Consider the following 24,178-nt stretch of genomic DNA (forward strand, 5'->3'; position numbering starts at 1 on the left):
CCGGGCCGGCGGGACCCGCCGGCCGGTGCGAGCGCCGGTCAGCTCGCGACGGCGGCCGGCTCGGGGAAGAGCGCGTCGAGCAGGTTCGCCACCCAGTCGATCAGCGCGCGGTCGCCGAGCGGCACGCCGTCGAGCACCGGCATCGGCACGACCACGGCGTTCGCCTGCTGCAGGTACTTCGCGCTCGGGTACATCCGGCGCAGGCGCACCTGGATCGAGTCGGCGAGGTGCGCGGGGGCGACCCGGACGTTCGAGCCCATCGCGACCACGTCGCTGAGGCCCGCGCGCTGCGCCCGCATCCGCAGCCGCGAGACCAGGACGAGGTTCTCGACCGCCTCGGGCAGCTCGCCGTAGCGGTCGGTCAGCTCCTCGACCACGAGGTCGACACTGCCCTCCTTCGCGGTCGGCGAGGTCGCCGCGGACAGCTTCTGGTACGCCTCGAGGCGCAGCCGCTCGCTGTCCACGTACTCCTCCGGGATGCGCGCGTCGACGGGCAGCTCGAGCCGCAGCTCGGTCTGGCCCTCCGCCACCTCTCCGCGGAAGCCGTCGACCGCCTCGCCGATCATCCGCAGGTAGAGGTCGAAGCCGACGCCCTGGATGTGGCCGGACTGCTCACCGCCGAGCAGGTTGCCCGCGCCGCGGATCTCGAGGTCCTTGAGCGCGATCTGCATGCCGCCGCCGAGATCGGAGTTGGCGGCGAGCGTCTGCAGGCGGTCGTGCGCCGTCTCGGAGAGCGGCTTCATCTCGTCGTAGAGGAGGTAGGCGTAGGCGCGCTCGCGACCGCGGCCGACGCGACCGCGCAGCTGGTGCAGCTGCGAGAGGCCGTACTTGTCGGCGCGGTCGACGATCAGGGTGTTCGCGTTCGGGATGTCGAGGCCGGTCTCGACGATCGTCGTGGAGACGAGGACGTCGAACTTGCGCTCCCAGAAGTCGACGATGATCCGCTCCAGCTGCGACTCGCTGAGCTTGCCGTGCGCGACGGCGATGCGCGCCTCCGGCACCAGCTCGGCGAGCTGCGCGGCGACGCGGTTGATCGTCGAGACGCGGTTGTGCACGAAGAAGACCTGGCCCTCGCGCAGCAGCTCGCGGCGGATCGCGGCCGAGACCTGCTTCTCGCTGTACGGGCCGACGAACGTGAGGATCGGGTGGCGCTCCTCCGGCGGCGTCGCGAGCGTGGACATCTCGCGGATGCCGGTGACCGCCATCTCGAGCGTGCGCGGGATCGGCGTCGCGCTCATCGAGAGGATGTCGACGTTCTTCTTCAGCGCCTTCAGCTTCTCCTTGTGCTCGACGCCGAAGCGCTGCTCCTCGTCGATGACGAGCAGCCCGAGGTCCTTGAAGACGATGTTGTCGCTGAGGAGGCGGTGCGTCGCGATGACCATGTCGACGGTGCCGTCTGCGAGGCCCTCGATCGTCTCCTTCGACTCCTTCGCGCTCTGGAAGCGGCTGAGCGCCCGCAGGTGCACGGGGAAGCCTGCGAAGCGCTCCTGGAACGTCTCGAGGTGCTGGCGCACCAGCAGCGTGGTCGGCACGAGCATCGCGACCTGCTTGCCGTCCTGGATCGCCTTGAACGCGGCGCGCACGGCGACCTCGGTCTTGCCGAAGCCGACGTCGCCGGAGAGCAGGCGGTCCATCGGGATCGGCCGCTCCATGTCGGCCTTGACCTCGTCGATGACGGTCAGCTGGTCGGGCGTCTCGGCGAACGGGAACGCCTCCTCCAGCTCGCGCTGCCACGGGGTGTCCGGCGGGAACGAGTGCCCGCGCGAGGCCATCCGGGCGGAGTAGAGCTTCACCAGCTCGACGGCGATGTCGCGGACCGCGCGGCGCGCCTTGCTCTTGGCCTGCGCCCAGTCGCTGCCGCCCATCTTGCTGAGGGCGGGTGTCTCGCCGCCGACGTAGCGGGAGAGCAGGTCGAGCTGGTCGGTCGGGACCAGCAGCTTGTCGCCCGGGAAGCCGCGCTTGCTGGGCGCGTACTCGAGGACGAGGTACTCGCGGCGGGTCTTCACGGCGTTGCGACCGCCGCTGGAGACCTCGCGCTGGGACAGCTCGACGAAGCGGCCGATGCCGTGGGTGGCGTGCACGACGAAGTCGCCGGGGTTCAGCTGCAGCGGGTCGACGACGTTCTTCCGGCGGGAGGCGAGCTTCTTCACCGCGCGCGAGTCGTAGCCGACGGTGCGGCCGTAGAACTCGGTGTCCGTGAGCAGTGCCACCTTCGCGGCGTCGACCTCGAAGCCGTGGTCGACGGAGGCCTGCAGCACGTAGGCGAGCCCGGGCTCGAGCTCGTCGGGCAGGTCGGCGACGATCCGCGCGGCGACCTCGTGCTCGGCGAGCACCTGATCGGTGCGCTCGACCGTGCCGGTGCCGGGGGCGGTGAGCACGACGCTCCAGCCGTCGGCGAGTCGGGCGCGGACGTGCGCGAGGGCGCCCTCGACGGCGCCGCCGAAGCCGGGCACGGGCTCGCCGTCGACGCGGACGGCGAGGATCTCGTCGATCCCGAGGTCCTCGGGCAGCACCTCGGCCTCGCCGGCGGCGGGACCCTGGCGGAAGGTGCTCATCGTCCACCACGGGTGATCCGGCGTCTCGGCACCCGGGGCACTGAACTTCACGGCGTCGCGGAGGGCGCCGAGCGAGATGAACTCGCCGGAGGCCAGGTCGATCGGGGCCTCCGCGCCGGCGGTCGCGGCGCTCCACGCGGCCTGGAGGAACTCGCGGTTCGTCTCGGCGAGGCTGATCGCGCGGGTGGCGACCCGCTCCGGCGCGAGCACGGCCACGGCGGCACCGGCCGGGAGGTAGTGCGAGATGGGGACGAGGCGCTCCAGCAGCGCGGGCGCGAGCGACTCCATCCCCTCGACGGGGATGCCCTCGGCGATCTTCGCGAGCATGGCGGAGAGGCTCGGGAACTCGTGCAGCATCTCGCGGGCGCGCTGGCGGACCGCCGGCACGAGCAGCAGCTCGCGGCTCGGCGGCAGCACGACGGAGTCGGCCTCGCCCGGCAGCGAGCGCTGGTCGGCGACGGAGAAGCCGCGGATCGAGTCGACCTCGTCGCCGAAGAAGTCGATCCGGCTGGGGTGCTCGGCCACGGCCGGGAAGACGTCGAGGATGCCGCCGCGGACGGCGAACTCGCCGCGGCGGGTGACCATGTCCACGCGCGAGTAGGCGAGGTCGACCAGCTCGGTCGAGATGCGGCCGAGGTCGTAGCCGCGACCGCCCTTGACCAGGCGGATCGGCGCGATGTCGGCCAGGTTGTCGGCCACGGGCTGCAGCGCGGCGCGCACCGAGGCGACGACGACGAGCGGCTTCTCGCCCGACCAGGTCTTCATCCGGCGCAGGGCGTCGAGGCGGCGGCCGACGATCTCGGCGCTCGGGCTGAGGCGCTCGTGCGGCAGCGTCTCCCACGCGGGGAACTCGACCACCTCGGCGTCCGGCAGCACGCAGCTGAGCGACGCGCGGACGTTCTCGGAGTCGCGTCCCGTCGCGGTGACGACGAGGGCGGCCTGCGGACGGTCGGCCTCGGCGCGGCGCTCGAGCAGCCCCGCCAGCAGCGGGACGCGGAGGCCGTCGGCCACGGAGAAATCGGCGTCGCGGATCGCGAACGCGAGAGCGTCGTCGAACGTGGAGGCGCGCGAGAGCGCCGAGATGATCCGGTTGAGAGGCACCGGAGGAGTTTACTGCCGACGTCCGACACCGGCCTCGGCCGGTGTCGGACGTCGGTCCGCGCCGGTCCCCGCCCGGCGCGGCGCGGTCGGCTTCTCGACGGAGTGCGTTCCGCAGAGCGTCCTGCGTTCGGCTCTTCGAAATCGCTTGGCACGCGATTTCGAATTCGCCTCCGAGGCGGTCGGCTGGTCTGCCAGGGTGCTGGTTCTCGATCCGTCAGGGGTGGTTGTCCGGGAGCGGTCGAGGTGACCGTTTCTGACGGATCGGCTCCGGGCGCGGCGTGGGCCATCCATGCTGATCGAGTAGGCCGCGCAGCGGCCGTATCGAGATCCACCGTGGTGCAGGCGGTGGATCTCGATACGCCCCTGCGGGGCTACTCGACCAGCATGGGCGAGGCAGCGTATGGAAGGCGCCGGCCGGGCTACGGGGTGGTGTGCACCTTCAGCTGGGCGGCCTGGAGGCCGGAGTCGGCGATGAGCTCGACGGCGTCGGCCGCGTCGGCGACGAGGATGGGGAGCGTCTCGCGCTCGGGGCCGGCGAAGTCCTTCAGGACGAAGTCGGCGGCCGGCTGGCGGCCGGGCGGACGGCCGATGCCGACCCGCACGCGCAGGAAGTCGCCGCCGTCGGTCGCGGCGAGGATGTCGCGGATGCCGTTGTGCCCGCCGTGCCCGCCGCCCTGCTTGAGCCGCAGTGTGTCGAAGGGGATGTCGAGCTCGTCGTGCACGACGATCAGGCGCTCGGGCGCGAGGGAGTAGAAGTCGAGCAGCTGCGCCGTCGGGCCGCCCGAGAGGTTCATGAAGCTGTTGGGCTTGCCGAGGATCAGCTTCGGCCCGCCGGGGCGGAGGAAGCCCTCGGCGACCACGGCGTTCGCGCGGTTGTGCCGGCGGAACGAGCCGCCGATGCGCGTGGCGAGCTCGTCGAGCACCATCTGCCCCACGTTGTGCCGGTTGCGCGCGTACTGCGCGCCCGGGTTGCCCAGTCCGACGACCAGCCAGGTCTCGCCCATCTCGTTCCCTCTTCTCGATGCGCTCGGCAGGGCGGGGCCCTCCGGACGCGGAACGGGCCCGCTCGCGATCGCGGCGGGCCCGTCCGTGCGGGTGGTGCTCCGACTACTCGGCGGCCTCGGTGGGCTCGGCCGGCTCGGTGGGCTCGCCCTCCTCGCCCAGGTCCTGCTCGACCTCCTCGGTGACGTTCACGATGAGCGCCTCGGGGTCGGTCAGCAGCGTCGCGCCCTCGGGGAGGGTGACGTCGGCGGCGGTGATCTGCGTGCCGGCCTCGAGCCCCTCGACGGAGACGACGACGTTCTGCGGGATCTTGGTCGCGTCGACCTCGAGCGAGAGCGTGTTCGCCTCGGTCGAGACGAGGGTGCCGGGAGCGGCCTCGCCCTCGACGTGCACGGGGATGTCGACCGAGACCTTCTCGCCGAGGCGGATGACCGCGAGGTCGATGTGCTCGATGATCTGGCGGACCGGGTCGCGCTGGATGTCCTTGACCAGCGACGTCTGGGCGACGCCCTCGATGTCGAGCTCGAGGATCGCGTTCGCCTTGCGGGTCAGCAGGAGGATCTGGTGACCGGGGAGCGTGACGTGCACCGGGTCGGTGCCGTGGCCGTAGAGGACCGCGGGGATCTTGTTCTGGGCGCGGATCTTGCGGGCCGCTCCCTTGCCGAACGAGGTGCGGACCTCGGCGACGACCTTGTTGGTGAGTTCTGCCATGGTGTTTCTCCTGGACGGCGCCGTGCGCCGCCTGCTCGGGTCCCGGCCTGGGGCCGCGGACGGGGTTTCGACTCGAACGCGTGTCTGCGTGAGGAAAGGTCCGCGGCGCTCCTCTCGGAGCTCCACCTGGTTCCACCGCGTCGATCACGGATGCACGGGGCATCCCTCGCCGAAGTTCAGCTGCCCACCCTACCGGCGCAGCAGCCCCGCCGCCACCCGCGGGCGCCCCTGCCGCGTCCCCAGCCGGGCTGGCTAGCGTGCGGGCATGACTTCTGACGACTTCGGCTCCTACGTCGAGAAGAACGGCTTCCACCGCGACACCAACTACATCCCGACCCGCATCACCGCGGACGGCCGGGACGGCTACCCGGTGGAGGCGGGCCGCTACCGGCTCGTCGTCTCCCGCGCCTGCCCGTGGGCGAACCGCGCCGTGATCGTCCGCCGCCTGCTCGGCCTCGAGGATGCGCTCTCGATGGGCATCTGCGGCCCGACGCACGACAAGCGCAGCTGGACCTTCGACCTCGACCCGGGCGGCGTCGACCCGGTGCTCGGCATCCCGCGGCTGCAGGACGCGTTCCTCGCCCGCTTCCCCGACTACCCGCGCGGCATCACGGTGCCGGCGATCGTCGACATCCCCTCCGGCCAGGTGGTCACCAACGACTACCCGGTGATGACGCTCGACTTCTCGCGGGAGTGGACGGAGTTCCACCGCGACGGCGCGCCCGACCTGTACCCGGAGGAGCACCGCGACGAGATCGACGAGGTCGCCGAGCTGGTCTTCCAGGACGTCAACAACGGCGTCTACAAGTGCGGCTTCGCGGGCTCGCAGAAGTCGTACGAGCGGGCGTACGACGCGCTCTGGGCCCGGCTCGACTGGCTGGAGGAGCGCCTGAGCACGCAGCGCTACCTCGTCGGCGACACGATCACCGAGGCGGACGTCCGCCTCTTCACGACGCTCGCCCGCTTCGACGCCGTCTACTACAGCCACTTCAAGGCGAACCGGAACCTGCTCTCGGCGATGCCGGCGCTCTGGGGCTACGCCCGCGACCTGTTCGCCACTCCGGGCTTCGGCGACACCATCGACTTCCAGCACATCAAGTCGCACTACTACGAGGTCCAGCGCGACATCAATCCGACCGGCGTCGTGCCCAAGGGCCCGGACCTCTCCGGCTGGCTCGTCCCCTCGCACCGCGAGGAGCTCGGCGGCCGCCCCTTCGGCGACGGCACCCCGCCCGGCCCGCCGATCCCCGCCGAGGTCGTTCCCGAGGGCCACGGCGCCTGAACCGGTGAACGGCCGTGCTCCGGAGGTTCGACCTCCGTGCACGGCCGCTCACGGGCGCGCGTCCGACCCCGGCGCTAGCCTGAATCCGTCCACCCTGAACGTGTACGTCGAGGAGAACCGTGTCTGACCAGCCCACCGCCACAGCCAACATCGGAGTCGTCGGTCTGGCGGTGATGGGCTCGAACCTGGCCCGGAACCTCGCCAGCCGCGAGGGCAACACCGTCGCCGTCTACAACCGCTCCTACGGGCGCACCGAGACGCTGATCACCGAGCACCCCGAGGCCGGCTTCGTCGCCTCCGAGACCATCGAGGCCTTCGCCGCGTCGCTGACGACCCCGCGCACCGCGATCATCATGGTCCAGGCCGGCCGCGGCACCGACGCCGTGATCGAGCAGCTGACCGCCGCCTTCGAGCCCGGCGACATCATCGTCGACGGCGGCAACGCGCTGTTCACCGACACCATCCGCCGCGAGAAGGCCGTCCGCGAGACCGGCATCCACTTCGTCGGCACCGGCATCTCCGGCGGCGAGGAGGGCGCGCTCAAGGGCCCGTCGATCATGCCCGGCGGCTCGGTCGAGTCGTACAAGACGCTCGGACCGATCCTCGCGTCGATCGCCGCGGTCGCCGAGGGCGAGCCCTGCGTGACCCACATCGGCACCGACGGCGCCGGCCACTTCGTCAAGATGATCCACAACGGCATCGAGTACGCCGACATGCAGCTCATCGCCGAGGCGTACGACCTGCTCCGCACCGTCGGCGGCCACGAGCCCGCCGCCATCGCCGACGTCTTCGACGCCTGGAACAAGGGCGACCTCGAGTCGTACCTCATCGAGATCACCGCCGAGGTGCTCCGCCAGGTCGACGCCGAGACCGGCAAGCCGTTCCTCGACATCGTGCTCGACCAGGCCGGCTCCAAGGGCACCGGCGTCTGGACCGTGCAGAACGCGCTCGATCTGGGCGTGCCCGTCGGCGGCATCGCCGAGGCCGTCTTCGCCCGCGCCGTCTCCTCCAAGCCCGCGCAGCGCGCCGCCGTGCAGAAGCGCGTCACCTCGCGCCCGACCCCCGTCGCGCTCTACGACGGCTTCGAGGACGACGTCCGCGCCGCCCTCTACGCCTCGAAGGTGGTCGCCTACTCGCAGGGCTTCGACGCGATCATCGCCGGCGCCGAGAAGTACGGCTGGGAGATCGACAAGGGCGCCGTCGCGAAGATCTGGCGCGCGGGCTGCATCATCCGTGCCCAGTTCCTCAACCGCATCGTCGACGCCTACGCCGAGAACGCGGAGATCACGACGCTGCTCGAGGACCCGTACTTCGCCGAGGCCGTCGCGAACGGCGAGGCCGCCTGGCGCCGCATCGTCTCGACCGCCGCGCTCTCGGGCGTGCCGATCCCCGGCTTCGGCGCGGCGCTGTCGTACTACGACTCGCTCGCCTCCGAGCGCCTGCCCGCCGCCCTGGTGCAGGGCCAGCGCGACTTCTTCGGCGCGCACACCTACCAGCGCGTCGACAAGGAGGGCACCTTCCACACGCTGTGGTCGGGCGACCGCTCCGAGGTCGAGCAGGACCCCTCGACGCACTGACGCATTCGGCGGCGCCCCGGCGCCGCACGGTGCGAACGGAAGCGCCCCCGCAGCCGCGATCCTCGGATCGGGCGCGGGGGCGCTTCGCTGTTCACCGGTCCGACGAGCCGACCGGGCCGTTGGGCCAGCCGGTCAGCGCAGCCAGACGGTGGTGGCCGGGGGCAGCAGACCGTCCTCGAGCGGGGCGCTCGCGAGCAGCAGCTCGCCCTCGGGCAGGTCGACCGGCTCCTCGCCGAGGTTCGTCACCGAGCGCCAGCCGTTGGGCCGCGTGAAGTCCAGCACGCCGGGCTGCGCCTCGCGCCACTTCAGGCTCTCGTCGGTCTGCAGCTCGTGCCGGAGCGCCAGGGCGCGGCGGTAGAGCCCGAGCGTCGAGTCCTCGGCCAGCTCCTCCGCCTCGACGGAGGAGTCGGCGAACCAGGCGGGCTGGGGCAGGTGCGCGCCGCCGGGGCCGAAGCCGAGGGAGTCGCCGGTCGCCTCCCACGGCAGCGGCACGCGGCAGCCGTCGCGGCCGACGTCGGTGCCGCCGCTGCGGAAGAAGGTCGGGTCCTGGCGGTCGGCGTCCGGGATGCCCGCCACCTCGTGCAGGCCGAGCTCCTCGCCCTGGTAGAGGTAGGCCGAGCCCGGCAGCGCCAGCAGCAGCAGGGTCGCGGCGCGGGCTCGGCGCAGGCCCAGCGCGCGGTCGAGCACCGGCTCCGCTCCCCCGCTGAGCAGCCACCGCTTCGCCCGCTCGGTCGTGCCCGCGGCCGCCGCGCCCTCCGCCGGCAGGCCGTACCGGGTCGCGTGCCGGACGACGTCGTGGTTGGAGAGCACCCAGGTGGTCGAGGAGCCGGACTCGGCGGCCAGCGCGAGATTGAACGTGATCAGTCGGCGGAACTCCTCCGCGTCGAGGTCCGCCTCGAGCAGGTCGAAGTTGAAGGCCTGGCCCAGGCCCTCCGGGCTCGCGTACCGGGCGCGGCGGGACGCGTCGACCCACGCCTCTGCGACGGCGGTGCGCGGCGGGTCGTAGGAGTCGAAGAGCGCACGCCACTCGGCGTAGACCTCGTGCACCTCGTCGCGGTCCCAGAACGGGTGGCTGCCGTCGATCCGCTGGCCGTCGATGTCGGCGGCGGCGGGGAGCGGCTCGGTGAGGTCCTTGACCAGCGAGTGCGCCACGTCGATCCGGAAGCCGTCGACGCCGCGGTCGGACCAGAAGCGGAGGGTCCGGAGGAAGTCGTCGCGGATCTCGCGGTTCGCCCAGTTCCAGTCGGGCTGCTCCTTCGCGAAGAGGTGCAGGTACCACTGGCCGTCGCCGACCGGCTCCCAGGCCGGGCCGCCGAAGACGGACTCCCAGTCGCTCGGCGGCAGGGCGCCGTTCTCGCCGCGGCCGTCGCGGAAGACGTAGCGCTCGCGGGCGGGCGAGCCCTTCGGGGCGGCGAGCGCCTCCTGGAACCAGGGGTGCAGATCGGAGGAGTGGTTGGGCACGATGTCGACGATCACGCGGATGCCGGCGTCGTGCAGTCGCGCCGTCATCTCGTCGAACTCGGCGAGCGTGCCGATCCGCGGGTCGACGTCGCGGTAGTCGGCCACGTCGTAGCCGCCGTCGGCCAGCGCCGAGGGGTAGAACGGGCTGAGCCAGACCGCGTCGATCCCGAGCTCGCGCAGGTACGGGATGCGCTGGAGGATCCCGGCGAGGTCGCCGATGCCGTCCCCGTTCGCGTCCGCGAAGCTCCGCGGGTAGATCTGGTAGACCGCCGCCTGCCGCCACCACTGGGCGTCCTGGGCGGTGCCGCTCCTGATGAGTGCCGTGTCCGTCACGGGTGTCCTTCCGTTCTTCGTGTGCGTGGTGTGTGGTGGTCCGTCGGCGCTGGGTCTCGATACGCCCCTGCGGGGCTACTCGACCGGCATGGGGCGCGACCGTGTCGATCGAGCAGCATGCGGGGCGGATGCGCCGGATCATGCTGATCGAGTAGCCCGCGCAGCGGGCGTATCGAGATCCACCCGCGGCCGAGCTCCCGCTCGATGACGGCGGGTCTCGATACGCCCCTGCGGGGCTACTCGACCGGCAAGAGGGCGCGCGTCACTTGATCGCGCCCTGCGTCACGCCCGACATCACCCAGCGCTGGGTGAAGAGGTAGACGATGATCGCCGGCGCCATCGCCATCAGGTAGGAGGCGAAGGCGACGTTGTAGTCGTTGCTGAACTGGGTCTGGAAGATCTTCTGCAGCACGGGGAGCGTCTGCAGCGACGGGTCCGAGGTGATCAGCGACGGCATCATGAAGTCGTTCCAGGAGGCGAGGAAGGCGAAGATGCCGACCGTCGCGCTCATCGGGGCGAGCAGCGGGAAGACGAGCCGCCAGAAGACCTGGTTGGTGCTCGCGCCGTCGAGCCGGGCGCTCTCCTCGAGCTCCTCCGGCAGCGAGCGCAGGAACGCCGTGAAGAGCATCACGCTGAAGGACAGCTGGAACATCACGTGCAGGATCGCGACGCCGAGCGGGTTGTCGAGGCCGACGAGTCCGGTGAGCGAGACCTGCGAGAGCGCGAGCACCGGGAAGGGCAGGAACATCGCCGCGAGCAGGTAGAAGAACGACCAGCGGTAGAGGCGCTTGCCCCAGTTGCGCGAGATCGCGAACGCCGCCAGCGCCGAGAGCACGATGGTGCCGCCGACGGTGATCGCCGAGACGAGCACCGACACCGCGAATCCGCGGGGGAAGTCGGTGAGGTTCCAGGCCTGGACGAAGCCGTCGACCGAGAGCGGCAGCGGGATCGAGAAGGCGTTGCCGTCGACCGCCTGCGCGCCGGTCTTGAACGCCATCGTGAGCGTGACCCAGAGCGGGCCGATCACCGAGAGCGCGCAGACCGCGAGGACGAGGGTCAGCAGCAGGCTCGAGCGCCGCTTGCGCGTTCCGCGGTGCGCGTCGGCGCTGACGGCGGCGCGGGTGCCGGGGAGGGACGGGGCGAGGGGGACCTGGCTGGTCATCAGAAGGCCGCCTTTCCGCGCGAGACGCGCAGCTGAACGAGCGCGATCACGAGCGCGATGAGGAAGAAGATCGTGGCGTTGGCCATCTGGTAGGCGTAGTCGCCGCTGGTGAAGCCCGAGAAGATCGTCATCGCGACGCTGCGGGTCGAGGTTCCGGGGCCGCCGTCGGTCAGGCCGACGATGATGTCGTAGGAGTTCAGGAAGTTCTTGAAGCCGATCACGAGGTTGATCAGCACGTAGCCCGCGACCAGCGGCAGCGTGATCGAGCGCAGCTGCCCCCACGTCGAGGCGCCGTCCAGCGACGCGGCCTCGTACACGTCCCCCGGGATCGAGAGCACGCCCGCGATGTAGATCAGCAGCGCGGAGGGCACGGCCTGCCAGGCGGTCACGATCACGATCGCGAGCCAGGCCAGATCCGGCTCGGCCAGGATGCTGCTCGCGAGCGGCGTCGCTCCGACCGACTGCGCGAAGGCGGGCAGCGAGTTGGAGAAGAGGAAGTTGAAGACGAACGCGATGATGATGCCCGAGACGACCATCGGCAGCACGAACACCGCCCGCAGCGCGACCTTGCCGCGGATCTGCGAGGTCAGCGCGATCGCGAGGAGGAACGCGACGACGTTCACCAGCAGCACGGTCACCAGCGCGAGCCCGATGGTGAAGCCGTAGGAGGCGAGGATCGCCGGGTCGGAGAACAGCGCGACGTAGTTGGTCAGGCCGATGAAGCTCCACTCGCCGAAGCCGATCGAGTCGGTGAAGCTGAAGAAGATCCCCATCAGGGCGGGGAGCGTGATCGCGAGCGTGAACAGCACGAGCGCGGGGAGCAGGTAGAGCAGGAAGGTGCGATCGGTGCGCGTCTTCCTGCGCGGGGCGGCGACCGCGCGGGGAGTCGCGACGGTGCGCTCCTCCGGGCGGACGGGGGCGGAGAGGGCCATGGTGTCTCGTCTCTGAGAGGGGTCGGGAGGTCTAGGAGCGGAACGCGATGCGCGCCCAGTCGGCGTCGATCGTGCGGAGCGTCGAGGCGGGGTCGGAGCCGAGCACCATCCCCTGCACGTAGTTCTGCAGCGGGATGTTCTGCGGCACCAGCTGCGAGGCGCCGAGGCTGAAGGCGGCCCTGTCGTAGAACTCCTGCAGCTCGACGAGCGTGGGCTGGGTGACGGCGGGGGCGTCCGTGGTGACGCCGAAGGCGTTGTTGTCGGCGTTGTAGGCGTCGATGATCTCGGGCTGCATCAGGAAGGAGAGGAACTCGCGCGCCGCCGCCTTCTTGGTCGAGGCCTCGGGGATCCACAGAGCGAGGTCAACGTTCACCCGCACCCGGCGCTCGTCCGGGTCGTCGGTCATCGGCAGCGGGAACGCGCCGATCGAGAGGTCCGGCGCGGTCTTCGCGATCTCGCTGAGCGCCCACGGGCCCTGGAAGTACATCGCCGCCTCGCCGTTCGAGAAGGCCAGGTTGCCGTCGCCGTAGGCCCGGCTCGCGGCGTTCGGCTGCGCATAGCCGGCGAGCTGCACCATCTGCTCGACCGGGGCCGCGAAGTCCTTCTCGAAGGAGACGGGCGAGGAGGGGCCGACCTCGGCGCCCTGCTCCTTCAGCTGCGCGAAGAACGCCTCGAGGTCGACGGTGCCGCCGACGGAGTAGTCGAAGAGGCCCTGCGCGACCGTCCACGGGTCCTTGTAGGTGCCGTAGATCGGGGTGATCCCCGCGGCCGTCAGCGCGTCGCAGACGGCGACGAACTCGGTCCAGGTGGTCGGCACCTCGAGGTTCTGCGCCGCGAAGATCTCGCGGTTGTAGAGCACGGCCGACATCATCAGCGAGTACGGGAGGACGCTGGTGCGGCCCGGGTAGGACGCGGTCTGCTCGATCAGCGGCTGCAGGTCGGGGTTGATCCGCTTCGCCTCGGGCATGTCGGACAGGTCGCTCAGAGCGCCCCGCTCGACGAAGCGCGCGACCTCGAAGTTGTAGTTCAGGCAGCCCAGGTCCGGCGGGTTGGTGCGCACGAAGCCGGCCGAGAGGTTGGAGGAGAAGTCGTGCACGACCCGCACCCGCGACTGCGCGGCGTGGAAGCGCTCGATGACCTCGTCGAAGTAGCCGATCACCTCGGGCTTGGACTGGAAGAAGGTGATCTCGGTGACCCCGCCCGAACCGGAGGGGGAGGCGCAGGCGGCGAGGCCGAGCGCGGCGGCGCCGGCACCTGCGGCGGTGAGCAGGGTGCGCCGACTGAGGGCGGTGGTGGTGAGGGGCACGTCGTCGTCTCCCGGGATGAGGAATAAGTTGCTTCGCTGACTAAATCTAGGTAGTAAATCTAGTACGGGATGTACTGTTGCAGCCGATCCGGCCGAGGTCAAGGGGAAGGTGGACGCGATGTCCGAGAGCAGGCTCTCCATGAGCACCGGCTCGTTCCAGCGCCGACGCAGCGCCCTCGACGTGCTCGAGCGCGCCTGGACCGGCGAGGCGATGACCGCCTCCGACCTGATCGAGCGGACCGGCCTCACCCGCTCCACCGTGATCGCGGTCTGCGACGACCTGATCGACCTGGGCTGGCTCGAGGAGCTGGAGAACCAGCGCGCCGCCGGCGACTACACGAAGGGCCGCCCCGCCCGCCGCTACGCGCTCCGCCGCCGCGCGGGAGTCGTCGTGGGCGTCGATGCCGGGCAGCACAGCGTGGGCGTCTTCGTCGCCGATCTGCTCGGCGAGACCCTCGTGCGCCACGTCGAGCCCGTCGACCACGAGGCCGTCGAGGACCTCCCGCACGAGCGCCGCGTCGCGGACATCGACCGCGTGCTCGACCGCGCCCTCGACCTCGCCGGCGTGAGCGACGACGAGGTGCTCGCCCTGACCCTCGGCGTCCCCGCGCCCGTCGACGCGCTCGGGCACTCCCCCGTCGGCGACAACGGCTTCTGGGGCGCGATGAACCCCGGTCTCGTCGACCGCTACTCCGACCGCGGCTGGACGCCGGTGATCGACAACGACGCGAATCTCGCGGCCCTGGCCGAGGGCTGGCGCGGCGCGGCGGTGGGCTGCGACGACTACCTCGCCCTGCTCTCCGGCGAGCGGCTCGGCGGCGGGATCGTGCTGGGCGGCTCACTGCTGCGTGGGGCCCGCGGGCTCACCGGCGAGATGCGGTTCCTCGACCTGGTCGAGGGCGTCGGCTCGGCCGAGGGCATCGCCGCCCTCGCCCGCACCTGGGCCCGGGAGGCGCTGGCCGTCGAGGGCCGCCCCGCCTCGCTCCTGGACGGCGGAGCGCAGCCGGGTGCCGCCGAGGTGCTGGCCGCGGCGGAGGCGGGCGACCCGCTGGCCGCGGCCGTCGTCGATCGGCTGGTCGACCGCCTCACGGCCGTCGCCGCGACCGTCGCGAACCTGCTCGACGTCTCGCTGATCGTGGTCGGCGGAGCCCTGGCCGCCTCGGCCGGCCCGCTGCTCGCCGCCGTCGCCCGCCGGCTGGAGGGCGGAGTGCACGCCCCCGCACCGCGGATCGTGCCGTCGACCCTCGGCGATCAGGCGGTCGCCCTCGGCGCCGTGCGCGCGGGGCTCGGGCGGGTGCGGGCGGATCCGCTGGTGCTGCGGCTGCCGAGCCGGCTCGCGCAGACGAGCGCGCCGGTCTGAGGACGGCCGTCCGCGCGGCGGGTCAGCGTCGGAAGGCGCGGACGATCAGCAGCAGCGCGAGCAGGATCGCGACCGCGGCCGCCGTCGCCGAGGGCAGTGCCAGCAGCAGGACCAGCGCGCCCGCCGCCGAGACGATCGCCGGCCAGCGCGCGCCCGCGATGCCGCGGTCGAGCCGGCGCAGGATCAGCGCGACCAGCGAGGCGCCGACCGCGAAGGCCAGCAGGGCGTCGGCGTCGAGGACGACCACGGCGAGCACCGAGACCAGGCAGACGGCGAGCTGTCCCGCCGCCGGGACCCCGGTGCGCCGGTTGCGATGGGCGAACGGCCCGGGGATCTCGCCGTCGTCCGCGAGGCGGACCAGTGCCGCGGCGTCGCGGCGGCTCAGGGCGACGAGCGCGAGGAGGGAGGCGAGGACCGCCGCGATCCCGATGAGGACGACCGCGGGGGTCCCGGCCGCGACGGCCGAGAGCGACGCGGGGGCGTCGGCGAGCTCCTGGGGGCCGACGAGCAGGAGCAGCCCGACGCCGACGAGGGCCGCGACGGCGGTGGTGACGCCGATCCCGAGCAGCGATCGCCCGAGGGTCGGAGTCTCACCGGGCGAAGCGGGGGCGAAGAGGACGAGCAGGAGGGCGGCCGCCGTGCCGACCCCTTCCGGGCCGCCGACCACTGTCTCGGACGGGATCGCCGCGGGTGCCGCGAGGGCGACGATCACGGCCGAGGCGAGCAGGAGGAGCAGGACGACGCCGAGGAGGATCCGCGCGAGTCCGGGCGGGAGCGCGCCGCCGCGGAGCACGAAGAGCGTCGCGCCGACGATCAGGAGCACGGCGACCGGCCGGGCGCTGGCTCCGACGATCGAGTCGGCGGCGGTCAGCGCGACGGCGGAGGCGGCGAGGGCGCGGCCGGCCAGGGCGAGCCACTCGGCGGTCGGTCCGTCGTGAATCTCGCGCCCGGAGTCGGCGACCGCGCCGACCACGGCCATCACGGCGGCGAGGCCGAGACCGAGCAGCAGCCACCAGCCGGCCTCGAGGGCCGCCGGCGACCAGACGAGGAAGAGCGCGGCGACGGCGATGGACGCCCGCGACAGCTCGGGGGCTCGCAGCAGACCCCCCGTCAGGGTCTCATCACCATGCACGCGCATTCACTCATGCTAGGGCGTCCCCCGCCCCGCGGAGCGAGCCGCAGGGTCTCGATCCGCCGCTGCGCAGTCGTCACCGGGTCTCGATACGCCGCTCCGCGGCTACTCGACCAGCATGAAGTGAGCGGAGCCGTGCGCCCGGCCCATGCTGATCGAGCAGCGCCGCATGCCCGGCCCATGCAGATCGAGGAGATCCGGGCGCTGTTCATGCTGATCGAGTAGCCCGCGCAGCGGGCGTATCGAGATCCACCGACGTGCAGACCTCGCGTGGTCTCGATACGCCGCTGCGCGGCTACTCGACCGGCATGGGGCGGCTCATGCTGATCGAGTAGCCCGCAGCGCGGGCGTATCGAGATCCACCGTCGCGCAGACCTCGCGCCGTCAGGCGTCGCCGACTGCCGAAGGCGTCAGGCGTCGCCGTCGAACATCGACGTGACGGAGCCGTCGTCGAAGACCTCGTGGATCGCGCGGGCGAGCAGAGGAGCGATCGGCAGGATCGTCAGGCGGTCCCACTTCTTCTCCTCGGGCAGCGGCAGCGTGTCGGTGACGACGACGGAGTCGATGAACTCGGAGCTCAGCAGCTCGCGGGCCGGGTCGGAGAACACGGCGTGCGTCGCAGCGACGACCACGCCGATCGCGCCGGCGGCCTTGAGCGCCTCGGCCGCCTTGGCGATGGTCCGGCCGGTGTCGATCAGGTCGTCGACGAGCAGGCAGACGCGGCCGCTGACCTCTCCGACGATCTCGTGCACGGAGACCTGGTTGGCGACCTTGGGGTCGCGGCGCTTGTGGATGATCGCGAGCGGCACACCGAGCTTGTCGCTCCAGATGTCGGCGACGCGGACGCGGCCCATGTCGGGCGAGACGACGGTGAGGGTCGAGGGGTCGAGCTTCTCGCGGAAGTGCTCGAGCAGGACCGGCATCGCGAAGAGGTGGTCGACGGGGCCGTCGAAGAAGCCCTGGATCTGCGCGGCGTGCAGGTCGACCGACATGATGCGGTCGGCACCGGCGGCCTTGAACAGGTCCGCGACGAGGCGGGCCGAGATCGGCTCGCGGCCGCGGCCCTTCTTGTCCTGGCGGGCGTAGGGGTAGAACGGCGCGACGACGGTGATCCGCTTGGCCGAGGCGCGCTTCAGCGCATCGACCATGATCAGCTGCTCCATGAGCCACTCGTTGATCGGCGAGGTGTGCGACTGCAGGACGAACACGTCCCCGCCGCGCACGGACTCGCCGTAGCGGACGTAGAGCTCGCCGTTCGCGAAGGTGCGCCCCTCGGTGGTGACCAGCTCGGTGCCCAGCTCGTGGGCGACCGCTTCCGCGAGTGCCGGATGCGCCCTCCCCGAGACGAGGACCAGGCTCTTCTTGTTGCTGGCGGTGATGCCCGTCACTGTGCTCCGCTTCCTCCGGTCGCGCGGTCGGTGCCCTCGGGCTCCGACGCCTGGGCGGCCTCGGCGGCGGTGGCCGACGCGGTTCCCGGACGATGGGTCTGCACCCATCCGGCCATGTTGCGCTGCGGAGCGACGGTGATGCCGAGGGCTCCGGCGGGGATGTCCTTGCGGATGACCGTGCCGGCGCCCGTGTACGCTCCGTCACCGATTGTAACGGGGGCGACGAACACGTTGTGCGACCCGGCGCGGACGTGCGACCCGACGACGGAGGACGCCTTGTTCACGCCGTCGTAGTTCGCGAAGATCGAGCCCGCGCCGATGTTCGACTCCTCGCCGATCGTCGCGTCGCCCACGTAGGAGAGGTGCGGCACCTTCGAGCCCGCGCCGATGGTCGCGTTCTTGGTCTCGACGTACGTGCCGATCTTGCCGCGCTCGCCCAGCACCGTGCCCGGGCGCAGGAACGAGAACGGGCCGACCTGGGCCCGCGCGCCGATGACGGCCAGCGTCGCGTCCGAGCGCTTGACGACCGCGTCCTCGCCGATCTCGCAGGAGTCCAGCGTCGTGTCCGGCCCGATGACCGCGCCGGAGGCGATGACGGTCGGTCCCTTGATCTGCGTGCCGGGGAGGATCTCGACGTCCGGCGAGAGCACCGCGTCGACGTCGATCCAGGTGGTCGCCGGGTCCTGGACCGTGACGCCCTCGAGCTGCCAGCGGCGGACGATGCGGGCGTTGAGCTCGAGGGCCGCGTCGGCGAGCTGCGCCCGGTCGTTGATCCCGGCGACGAGCCAGCGGTCCTGCACCGGAACGGCCTCGATGGCGCGGCCCGCGGCCTTCAGCGCGGCGGCCGCGTCGGTCAGGTACTTCTCGCGCTGCGCGTTCTCGACGCCGATCTGCCCGATCACGGCGCGGAGGGCGGCGGCCTCGAAGGCGTAGACGCCCGCGTTGGTCTCGGTGAGGGCGAGCTCGGCGTCGCTCGCGTCCTTCTGCTCGACGATCGAGGCGAAGCCGCCGTCGCTGCCGCGCACGATCCGGCCGAAGCCGGTCGGGTCCTCGAGCACGCAGGAGAGCATCGTGAGGGCGTTGGCCGCGGCGAGGTGCTCGTCGACCAGGCGGCGCAGCGTCGGGGCGTCCAGGAGCGGCACGTCGGCGCTCAGCACGACGACGGTGCCGTCGAAGTCGTCCGGCAGCGCGGCGAGACCGAGCTCGACGGCGCGGCCGGTGCCGGGCACTTCGTCCTGGTCGACGACGAGGGCGGCCGGCGTGTGCTCGAGGACGGCGGCGGCGACCCGCTCGCGCTCGTGCCGGACGACCGTGACGACGTGGCCCGCGTCGAGCGAGGCGGCCGTGTCGAGGACGTGCCCGAGGAGCGGGCGACCGGCGAGGCGGTGCAGGACCTTGGGGGTGCGGGACTTCATCCGGGTGCCCTGACCAGCGGCCAGGATCACCACCGCGAGCGTGCTGTCGACCATCGTGCGCGTGCTCCTTCGTCCGGCACCGGTGCTCGGTGCTCGAGCTCCGCCACCAGGATTCGAACCTGGACCGGACAGCTCCAAAGGCTGCCGTGCTGCCGTTACACCATGGCGGACCGCGCTCGCGCGCGCCGTCCATCCTGCCATCCGCTCGCGCCCGCCGCGGCCCGGTCACCCGCTCCGGAGGGCTCCCGGCGACTCCCGGGCCGCTCACCCGCCAGAATGGACGGGTGAGCGCGAATGACGAGGTGGACGGCATCGTCGACGCCTGGGTGCGCGAGCGGCCCGACCTCGACTTCACTCCCCTGCAGGTCTTCTCCCGGATGCGCCGCCTCGCCAAGCAGCTCGAGCGCGCGCGCGGCAGCGCCTTCGGCCGCTCGGAGCTGGAGACGTGGGAGTTCGACGTCCTCTCCGCGCTCCGCCGTGCCGGTGCCCCCTACCGGATGAGCCCGAAGCAGCTGCTCCAGGCGACCATGGTCACCAGCGGCACCATGACCAACCGGATCGACCGCCTGGTCGAGCGCGATCTCGTCGAGCGGCTCGACGACCCGAACGACGGCCGCGGCGTGCTGGTGCAGATGACGCCGTCGGGCCTCTCCCGCGTGGACGCCGCGATCACCCGCCTCGTCGACGCCGAGCAGGAGCTGCTCGGCGCGCTCACGCACGCGCAGCAGGAGCGGCTCGCGCAGCTGCTGCGCAAGCTCTCGCTCGACTTCGGCTGAGGTCAGCTGCACAACGTCAGCTGAGACGGGGGTCCCTCGCCCCACAGCGGAGGCACCCCCTTCTCAGCTGACGTTGCGCGGCGCGCTCAGCCCTCGAGCAGCTCCGACAGCTCGAGCCAGCGCAGCTCGAGCCCGGCCGCCTCGTCCTGGTGCTCGCGCAGCTTCGCGTTGAGGCCCAGGATGCCGTCGTAGTCGTCCTGGTCGTGGGTCGCCATCTTCTCGTGCACCGCGGCGGTCAGCTGGGTGAGCTTCTGCAGGCGCCGGTCGATCGCCGACACCTCCTTCTCGGCGGTGCGCCGCTCAGCGCCCGCCAGGCCGGAGGGGGCGGCCGCCGCGCTCGTGCCCGAGGAGCCGCCCGCGGGCGCGCCCTTCTCCAGCGCGCGGCGCAGGTCGAGGTACTGCTCCACACCGCCCGGCAGGTGGCGGAACGCCCCGTCCATCACGGCGTACTGCTGGTCGGTGACCCGCTCGAGCAGGTAGCGGTCGTGCGAGACGACGAGGAGCGTGCCCGGCCAGGAGTCGAGGAGGTCCTCGATCGCGGCGAGCATGTCGGTGTCGAGGTCGTTGGTGGGCTCGTCGAGGATGAGCACGTTCGGCTCGCTGAGCAGGATCAGCAGCAGCTGCAGCCGGCGGCGCTGCCCACCGGAGAGGTCCTTCACCGGCGTCGACAGCTGCGCGCTGGAGAAGCCGAGACGCTCGAGCAGCTGCCCGGGCGTCATCTCCTTGCCGCCGATCGAGTAGCTGGTGCGCTGCTCGGCGATGATCTCGCGCACGGGCTGGTGCTGCACCTCGGTCAGCTCGCGCAGCTGCTGGTCGAGGATCGCGACGCGGACGGTGGTGCCGCGCTTGACCCTGCCGCTGGTCGGCTGCACGCTGCCGGCCACGAGGCCCAGGAGTGTGGACTTGCCGGCGCCGTTCACGCCGAGCACGCCGGTGCGCTCGCCCGGGGCGATCCGCCACTCGATGCGGTTGAGCACGGTCCGCTCGCCGTAGCGGACGGTGACGTCGAGCAGGTCGACGACGTCCTTGCCCAGGCGCGAGACGGCGAGCTGCGAGAGCGAGACGGAGTCGCGCACGGGCGGCTCGTTCTCGATCAGCTGGTTCGCCGCGTCGATGCGGAACTTGGGCTTGGCGGTGCGGGCCGGGGCACCGCGGCGGAGCCAGGCCAGCTCCTTCTTCATCAGGTTCTGCCGCTTCGACTCCATCGTCGAGGCCATCCGGTCGCGCTCGACGCGCTGCAGGATGTAGGCCGCGTAGCCGCCCTCGAAGGGCTCGACCAGGCGGTCGTGCACCTCCCAGGTCGCGGTGCAGATCTCGTCGAGGAACCACCGGTCGTGGGTGACGACCGCGAGGCCGCCCGAGCTCGCGGCCCAGCGGCGCTTGAGGTGCTCGGCGAGCCAGGCGATGCCCTCGACGTCGAGGTGGTTGGTGGGCTCGTCGAGGAAGACGACGTCCCAGTCGCCGACGAGCAGCTTCGCCAGGGCGACGCGGCGGCGCTGGCCGCCGGAGAGCGAGCCGATGACGCCGTCCCACGGGACGTCGCGCAGCAGCCCGGCGATGACGTCGCGGGTGCGCGCGTCCCCGGCCCACTCGTGCTCCTCGAGTCCGCCGACGACGGCCTGCGCGACGGTGAGCTCCTCGTCGACGGTGTCGGCCTGGTCGAGCATGCCGAGCGTCACACCGCGGCGGTGGGTCACCCGGCCGCCGTCGGGCTCGATGCGCTGCGCGAGCAGGCGGAGGAGGGTGGACTTGCCGTCGCCGTTCCGGCCGACGATGCCGATGCGGTCGCCCTCCTCGATGCCGAGGGAGACGTCGTCGAAGATGACCCGCGTGGGGTACTCGAGGCGGAGCGACTCAGCGCCCAGGAGATGTGCCATAGGGGCCGAGTTTACCGGGGGCCGCCTCCGCGGATCCCCACGGGCCGACGCGGTGCGCTCAGGCGACGGTGACGGTGCGCATGTGCCAGCCGGTGGCGCCGTCGGGCGCGGGGGGCGCCTCGTCCTGCGTCTGCACGAGGCCCTCGGCGTCGGTGGCGCGGACGAGGACGACGTGGTCGCCCGCGACCGCCTCCCACTCGTAGACCCACTGGATCCAGGTGTCGGCGGTGACGGCCTCGGCCAGGCGAGCGGGCTGCCACGCGCCGCCGTCGATCTGCACCTCGACCTTCGAGATGCCGGTGTGCGGCGCCCAGGCGACGCCCGCGACGGCCACGGTGCCGGCCGGGACGGCCTGACCCTGGCGCGGGACGTCGATCCGCGACTCGACCTTGATCGGGCCGCGCTCGGTCCAGCCGCGGGTCGACCAGTAGGCGGTGTCGGCCTCGAAGGTGGTGACCTTGAGCTCGGTGACCCACTTGGTCGCCGAGACGTAGCCGTACAGGCCGGGCACGACCATCCGCACCGGGAAGCCGTGCTCCACCGGGAGGGGCTGTCCGTTCATGCCGACGGCCAGCAGGCTCGCGCGCCCCTCGTCGGCCAGGACCTCGAGCGGGCTCGAGGCGGTGAAGCCGTCGATGCTGCGCGAGAGCACCATGTCGGCGCCGGCGGTGGGGCGGGCGCGGGCGAGCAGCTCGCGGATCGGGTAGCCGAGCCAGAGTGCGGTGCCGATCAGGTCGCCGCCGACCTCGTTCGAGACGCAGGAGAGGGTGACGAGGTGCTCCTCGAGCGGAAGGGCGAGCAGCTCGTCCCAGGTGAGGGTGATCTCCTCCTCGACCATGCCGGTGATCTTCAGTGACCAGTCGGCCGGGTCGACGCTGGGCACGGAGAGCGCGGTGTCGATGCGGTAGAAGTCGTCGTTCGAGGTGACGTAGGGGCTGATCCCCTCGATGCTGTCGAGGACGCCGGTCGCGGGGATCGGCGCGGCGGTGGCGGCGGGGGCGGGCAGTACGACGGCCTCGCGGACCGCGGTGACGGCGGAGGCGGCGGCGGTGACGATGCGCGCGCCGACGCCCGCGACGACGGCGGCGGCGCCGGCGACACCGACGAGCCGGAGGAAGGAGCGGCGGTCGGTGGAGCCCTGCGCGGGCTCCTCCTCCCAGGAGCGCAGGCGAGCGGAGGCGGCGCGCAGCACCATCGCGCCGGCGACCATGCCGACGACACTCGGGGCGGCGTCGACGCCGGACGCGCCCTCGCGGCTGACGGCGGCGAGAGCGCCGAGACCGGCGACGGCCGCGAGGAGGAGGACGCCGAGCGGGGTCTTGCGGTACTCCATGAGGCCGGCGGCGATCGCGAGCAGCGCGACGGCGAGGCCGAGCGAGACGAGGAGGACGAGCTTGTCTCCGGTGCCGAAGAGGGCGATGACCGTGTCCTTGACGCCGGGCGGGACGATGTCGATCACGAAGCCGCCGACCGCGACCAGCGGACTGCCGCCGGGACCGGTGAACACGGCGACGAACTCGGCGGCGGCGAGGGCGACGGCGGCGGAGACGATCCCGGTGAGGATCGCGAGGAGTGCGACTCTTCTGGCGGGCATGAGCGGCACTCTATGCCAGGAGATCGAGCGTTCTCTGCGGACGGCGTATCCCGGGCGGCGTGCTGCCCGGGGAGGGTCTCGATACGCCGCTCCGCGGCTGCTCGACCAGTATGGAGGGGCGCCGCCGCAGGCATGCTGATCGAGTAGCCCTCGCAGAGGGCGTATCGAGATCGACGCTGTCGATCGCCGGGTCTCGATACGCCGCTGCGCGGCTACTCGACCAGCATGGGCGCGCCGCTCCGCGGCTCCTCGACCAGCGGGACGGGAGAGGTCAGGTCGAGAGGAGGCGGGCTCCGTGGACCGGGCCGGAGACGCGGACGGCGCGCAGGCGGGCGGCGGTCAGCTCGAGCTGCAGGTCGAGTGCGGAGTCGGCGTCCGGGAGCAGGAAGGCGACGGTCGGGCCGGAGCCGGAGACCAGGCCGCCGAGGGCGCCGCTCTCCTCGCCGCGCTCGAGGATGCGCGCGAGGCCCGGCTGCAGGTGCAGCGCCGGCGCCTGCAGGTCGTTGTGCATGGCGTCGGCGAGCATCGCGGCGTCCCCCGCGCGCAGCGCCTGGAGGACGTTGGGGTCGATGCTCGGCGTCGCGGAGATCGGCCGGAAGTCGTGCAGGTGCCGCTCGCGGTGCCGGTCGAGCTCGCGGTAGACCTCGGGGGTCGACAGCCCCTGCTCTGAGAGCACCAGCACCCACTCGAAGCGGCCCTTCGCGAGGGCCGGGCTCAGCTCGTCGCCGCGGCCCACTCCGATCGCGGTGCCGCCGGTGAAGGAGAACGGGACGTCGGCGCCGAGTCCGGCGGCGATCCCGAGCAGCTGCTCGCGCGTGCACGCGGTGCCCCAGAGCGCGTCGCAGGCCAGGAGCGTCGCCGCGGCGTCGGCCGAGCCGCCGCCCATGCCGCCGGCGATCGGGACGTTCTTCTCGATCTCGAGGTGCACGCCGCCGCGGTAGCCGGTGGCCCGGGCGAGCGCGCGGGCCGCCTTGATCGCGAGGTTCGACCCGTCGACCGCCAGACCGCGGGTGTCGATCGAGCCGGCGAACTCGACCGAGAAGTCGGGCGCGTCGGTCGCGAAGACGTCCTCGTAGAGGGAGAGCGACTGGAACGCGGTCGCGAGCTCGTGGTACCCGTCCTCGCGGACGACGCCGACCTTCAGAAAGACGTTGATCTTGCCTGGCGCTCGCGCATGGACCCGGTTCGACGTCGTCGCGCGGTGGGCCATGCGA

Annotated in this window: 17 protein-coding genes and 1 tRNA gene; 4 read left to right on the forward strand and 14 right to left on the reverse strand. The window is 72.1% G+C overall.

Annotated features, from left to right (window positions below):
• Window positions 1-38: 38 nt before the first annotated feature.
• From mfd to HQQ82_RS16570, 3 genes are all read right to left on the reverse strand, one after another.
• The gene (mfd, locus tag HQQ82_RS16560; RefSeq protein WP_173235155.1) at window positions 39-3,656 is read right to left on the reverse strand and encodes a transcription-repair coupling factor; all 3,618 of its coding nucleotides are present in this window, start codon (window positions 3,654-3,656) and stop codon (window positions 39-41) included.
• Between the two features lie 419 nt (window positions 3,657-4,075).
• Entirely contained in the window at window positions 4,076-4,660 is a 585-nt protein-coding gene (gene pth / locus HQQ82_RS16565; protein WP_173235156.1) for an aminoacyl-tRNA hydrolase, read from the reverse strand.
• 103 nt (window positions 4,661-4,763) lie between these two features.
• Window positions 4,764-5,369, reverse strand: a complete 606-nt coding sequence (locus tag HQQ82_RS16570; protein WP_159984163.1) for a 50S ribosomal protein L25/general stress protein Ctc — start codon at window positions 5,367-5,369, stop codon at window positions 4,764-4,766.
• 265 nt (window positions 5,370-5,634) lie between these two features.
• Between HQQ82_RS16570 and HQQ82_RS16575 the strand changes: the two genes are divergently transcribed.
• Together HQQ82_RS16575 and gndA are read left to right on the forward strand one after the other, a co-directional pair.
• On the forward strand, window positions 5,635-6,651 hold the full coding sequence (locus HQQ82_RS16575) for a glutathione S-transferase family protein (protein WP_173235157.1): 1,017 nt from the start codon (window positions 5,635-5,637) through the stop codon (window positions 6,649-6,651).
• A gap of 119 nt (window positions 6,652-6,770) precedes the next feature.
• Window positions 6,771-8,228 (forward strand): NADP-dependent phosphogluconate dehydrogenase, encoded by a 1,458-nt coding sequence (gene gndA, locus HQQ82_RS16580; RefSeq protein ID WP_173235158.1) that lies wholly within the window; start codon window positions 6,771-6,773, stop codon window positions 8,226-8,228.
• Between the two features lie 132 nt (window positions 8,229-8,360).
• On the opposite strand, the gene HQQ82_RS16585 is transcribed toward gndA, so the two are convergent.
• The 4 genes from HQQ82_RS16585 to HQQ82_RS16600 all read right to left on the reverse strand — a co-directional run bounded on the left by HQQ82_RS16585 (window position 8,361) and on the right by HQQ82_RS16600 (window position 13,422).
• On the reverse strand, window positions 8,361-10,022 hold the full coding sequence (locus tag HQQ82_RS16585; protein ID WP_173235159.1) for a glycoside hydrolase family 13 protein: 1,662 nt from the start codon (window positions 10,020-10,022) through the stop codon (window positions 8,361-8,363).
• A gap of 262 nt (window positions 10,023-10,284) precedes the next feature.
• Window positions 10,285-11,184, reverse strand: coding sequence for a carbohydrate ABC transporter permease (locus tag HQQ82_RS16590; protein ID WP_173235160.1), 900 nt, complete (start codon window positions 11,182-11,184; stop codon window positions 10,285-10,287).
• On the reverse strand, window positions 11,184-12,116 hold the full coding sequence (locus tag HQQ82_RS16595) for a carbohydrate ABC transporter permease (protein WP_173235161.1): 933 nt from the start codon (window positions 12,114-12,116) through the stop codon (window positions 11,184-11,186). Before HQQ82_RS16595 ends, HQQ82_RS16590 begins: the two co-directional genes overlap by 1 nt.
• A 31-nt stretch (window positions 12,117-12,147) precedes the next feature.
• The gene (locus HQQ82_RS16600; protein WP_367947985.1) at window positions 12,148-13,422 is read right to left on the reverse strand and encodes an ABC transporter substrate-binding protein; all 1,275 of its coding nucleotides are present in this window, start codon (window positions 13,420-13,422) and stop codon (window positions 12,148-12,150) included.
• A 118-nt stretch (window positions 13,423-13,540) separates the two neighbouring features.
• Here HQQ82_RS16600 and HQQ82_RS16605 point away from each other — a divergent pair, with 118 nt between their 5' ends.
• Entirely contained in the window at window positions 13,541-14,782 is a 1,242-nt protein-coding gene (locus HQQ82_RS16605) for an ROK family transcriptional regulator (RefSeq protein WP_173235163.1), read from the forward strand.
• A 22-nt stretch (window positions 14,783-14,804) separates the two neighbouring features.
• On the opposite strand, the gene HQQ82_RS16610 is transcribed toward HQQ82_RS16605, so the two are convergent.
• The 4 genes from HQQ82_RS16610 to HQQ82_RS16625 all read right to left on the reverse strand — a co-directional run bounded on the left by HQQ82_RS16610 (window position 14,805) and on the right by HQQ82_RS16625 (window position 18,887).
• Window positions 14,805-15,920: a hypothetical protein gene (locus HQQ82_RS16610; protein ID WP_173235164.1), complete on the reverse strand. Its 1,116-nt coding sequence runs from the start codon at window positions 15,918-15,920 to the stop codon at window positions 14,805-14,807.
• A 404-nt stretch (window positions 15,921-16,324) separates the two neighbouring features.
• Complete coding sequence (locus tag HQQ82_RS16615) at window positions 16,325-17,302, reverse strand: ribose-phosphate diphosphokinase (RefSeq protein WP_173235165.1); 978 nt, start codon at window positions 17,300-17,302, stop codon at window positions 16,325-16,327.
• The gene (gene glmU / locus HQQ82_RS16620; RefSeq protein WP_173235166.1) at window positions 17,299-18,771 is read right to left on the reverse strand and encodes a bifunctional UDP-N-acetylglucosamine diphosphorylase/glucosamine-1-phosphate N-acetyltransferase GlmU; all 1,473 of its coding nucleotides are present in this window, start codon (window positions 18,769-18,771) and stop codon (window positions 17,299-17,301) included. The genes HQQ82_RS16615 and glmU overlap by 4 nt, the downstream gene beginning before the upstream one ends.
• A gap of 44 nt (window positions 18,772-18,815) precedes the next feature.
• A tRNA-Gln gene (locus tag HQQ82_RS16625) sits at window positions 18,816-18,887 on the reverse strand.
• Between the two features lie 114 nt (window positions 18,888-19,001).
• Here HQQ82_RS16625 and HQQ82_RS16630 point away from each other — a divergent pair.
• Window positions 19,002-19,493, forward strand: coding sequence for a MarR family winged helix-turn-helix transcriptional regulator (locus HQQ82_RS16630; protein ID WP_123447633.1), 492 nt, complete (start codon window positions 19,002-19,004; stop codon window positions 19,491-19,493).
• 86 nt (window positions 19,494-19,579) lie between these two features.
• Here the strand turns inward: HQQ82_RS16630 and HQQ82_RS16635 are convergent, their stop codons facing one another.
• The 3 genes from HQQ82_RS16635 to HQQ82_RS16645 all read right to left on the reverse strand — a co-directional run bounded on the left by HQQ82_RS16635 (window position 19,580) and on the right by HQQ82_RS16645 (window position 24,174).
• Window positions 19,580-21,370 carry an ABC-F family ATP-binding cassette domain-containing protein gene (locus HQQ82_RS16635; protein WP_173235167.1) on the reverse strand — a complete coding sequence of 597 codons (1,791 nt, stop codon included), beginning with the start codon at window positions 21,368-21,370 and terminating at the stop codon, window positions 19,580-19,582.
• Between the two features lie 58 nt (window positions 21,371-21,428).
• Window positions 21,429-22,964: a molybdopterin-dependent oxidoreductase gene (locus HQQ82_RS16640; RefSeq protein ID WP_173235168.1), complete on the reverse strand. Its 1,536-nt coding sequence runs from the start codon at window positions 22,962-22,964 to the stop codon at window positions 21,429-21,431.
• Window positions 22,965-23,235: 271 nt separating this feature from the next.
• Complete coding sequence (locus HQQ82_RS16645) at window positions 23,236-24,174, reverse strand: 4-(cytidine 5'-diphospho)-2-C-methyl-D-erythritol kinase (RefSeq protein WP_173235169.1); 939 nt, start codon at window positions 24,172-24,174, stop codon at window positions 23,236-23,238.
• Between the last annotated feature and the right edge of the window lie 4 nt (window positions 24,175-24,178).

Source organism: Rathayibacter sp. VKM Ac-2856 (genome assembly GCF_013205055.1).
Classification (GTDB): domain Bacteria; phylum Actinomycetota; class Actinomycetes; order Actinomycetales; family Microbacteriaceae; genus Rathayibacter.

Coding starts and splice junctions, on each gene's coding strand:
- HQQ82_RS16570 (WP_159984163.1), bottom strand. CDS start 5,369: ATGGCAGAACTCACCAACAAGGTCGTCGCCGAGGTCCGCACCTCGTTC.
- HQQ82_RS16635 (WP_173235167.1), bottom strand. CDS start 21,370: ATGGCACATCTCCTGGGCGCTGAGTCGCTCCGCCTCGAGTACCCCACG.
- HQQ82_RS16595 (WP_173235161.1), bottom strand. CDS start 12,116: ATGGCCCTCTCCGCCCCCGTCCGCCCGGAGGAGCGCACCGTCGCGACT.
- HQQ82_RS16590 (WP_173235160.1), bottom strand. CDS start 11,184: ATGACCAGCCAGGTCCCCCTCGCCCCGTCCCTCCCCGGCACCCGCGCC.
- HQQ82_RS16605 (WP_173235163.1), top strand. CDS start 13,541: ATGTCCGAGAGCAGGCTCTCCATGAGCACCGGCTCGTTCCAGCGCCGA.
- HQQ82_RS16575 (WP_173235157.1), top strand. CDS start 5,635: ATGACTTCTGACGACTTCGGCTCCTACGTCGAGAAGAACGGCTTCCAC.
- pth (WP_173235156.1), bottom strand. CDS start 4,660: ATGGGCGAGACCTGGCTGGTCGTCGGACTGGGCAACCCGGGCGCGCAG.
- glmU (WP_173235166.1), bottom strand. CDS start 18,771: ATGGTCGACAGCACGCTCGCGGTGGTGATCCTGGCCGCTGGTCAGGGC.
- HQQ82_RS16640 (WP_173235168.1), bottom strand. CDS start 22,964: ATGCCCGCCAGAAGAGTCGCACTCCTCGCGATCCTCACCGGGATCGTC.
- HQQ82_RS16645 (WP_173235169.1), bottom strand. CDS start 24,174: ATGGCCCACCGCGCGACGACGTCGAACCGGGTCCATGCGCGAGCGCCA.
- HQQ82_RS16610 (WP_173235164.1), bottom strand. CDS start 15,920: ATGCGCGTGCATGGTGATGAGACCCTGACGGGGGGTCTGCTGCGAGCC.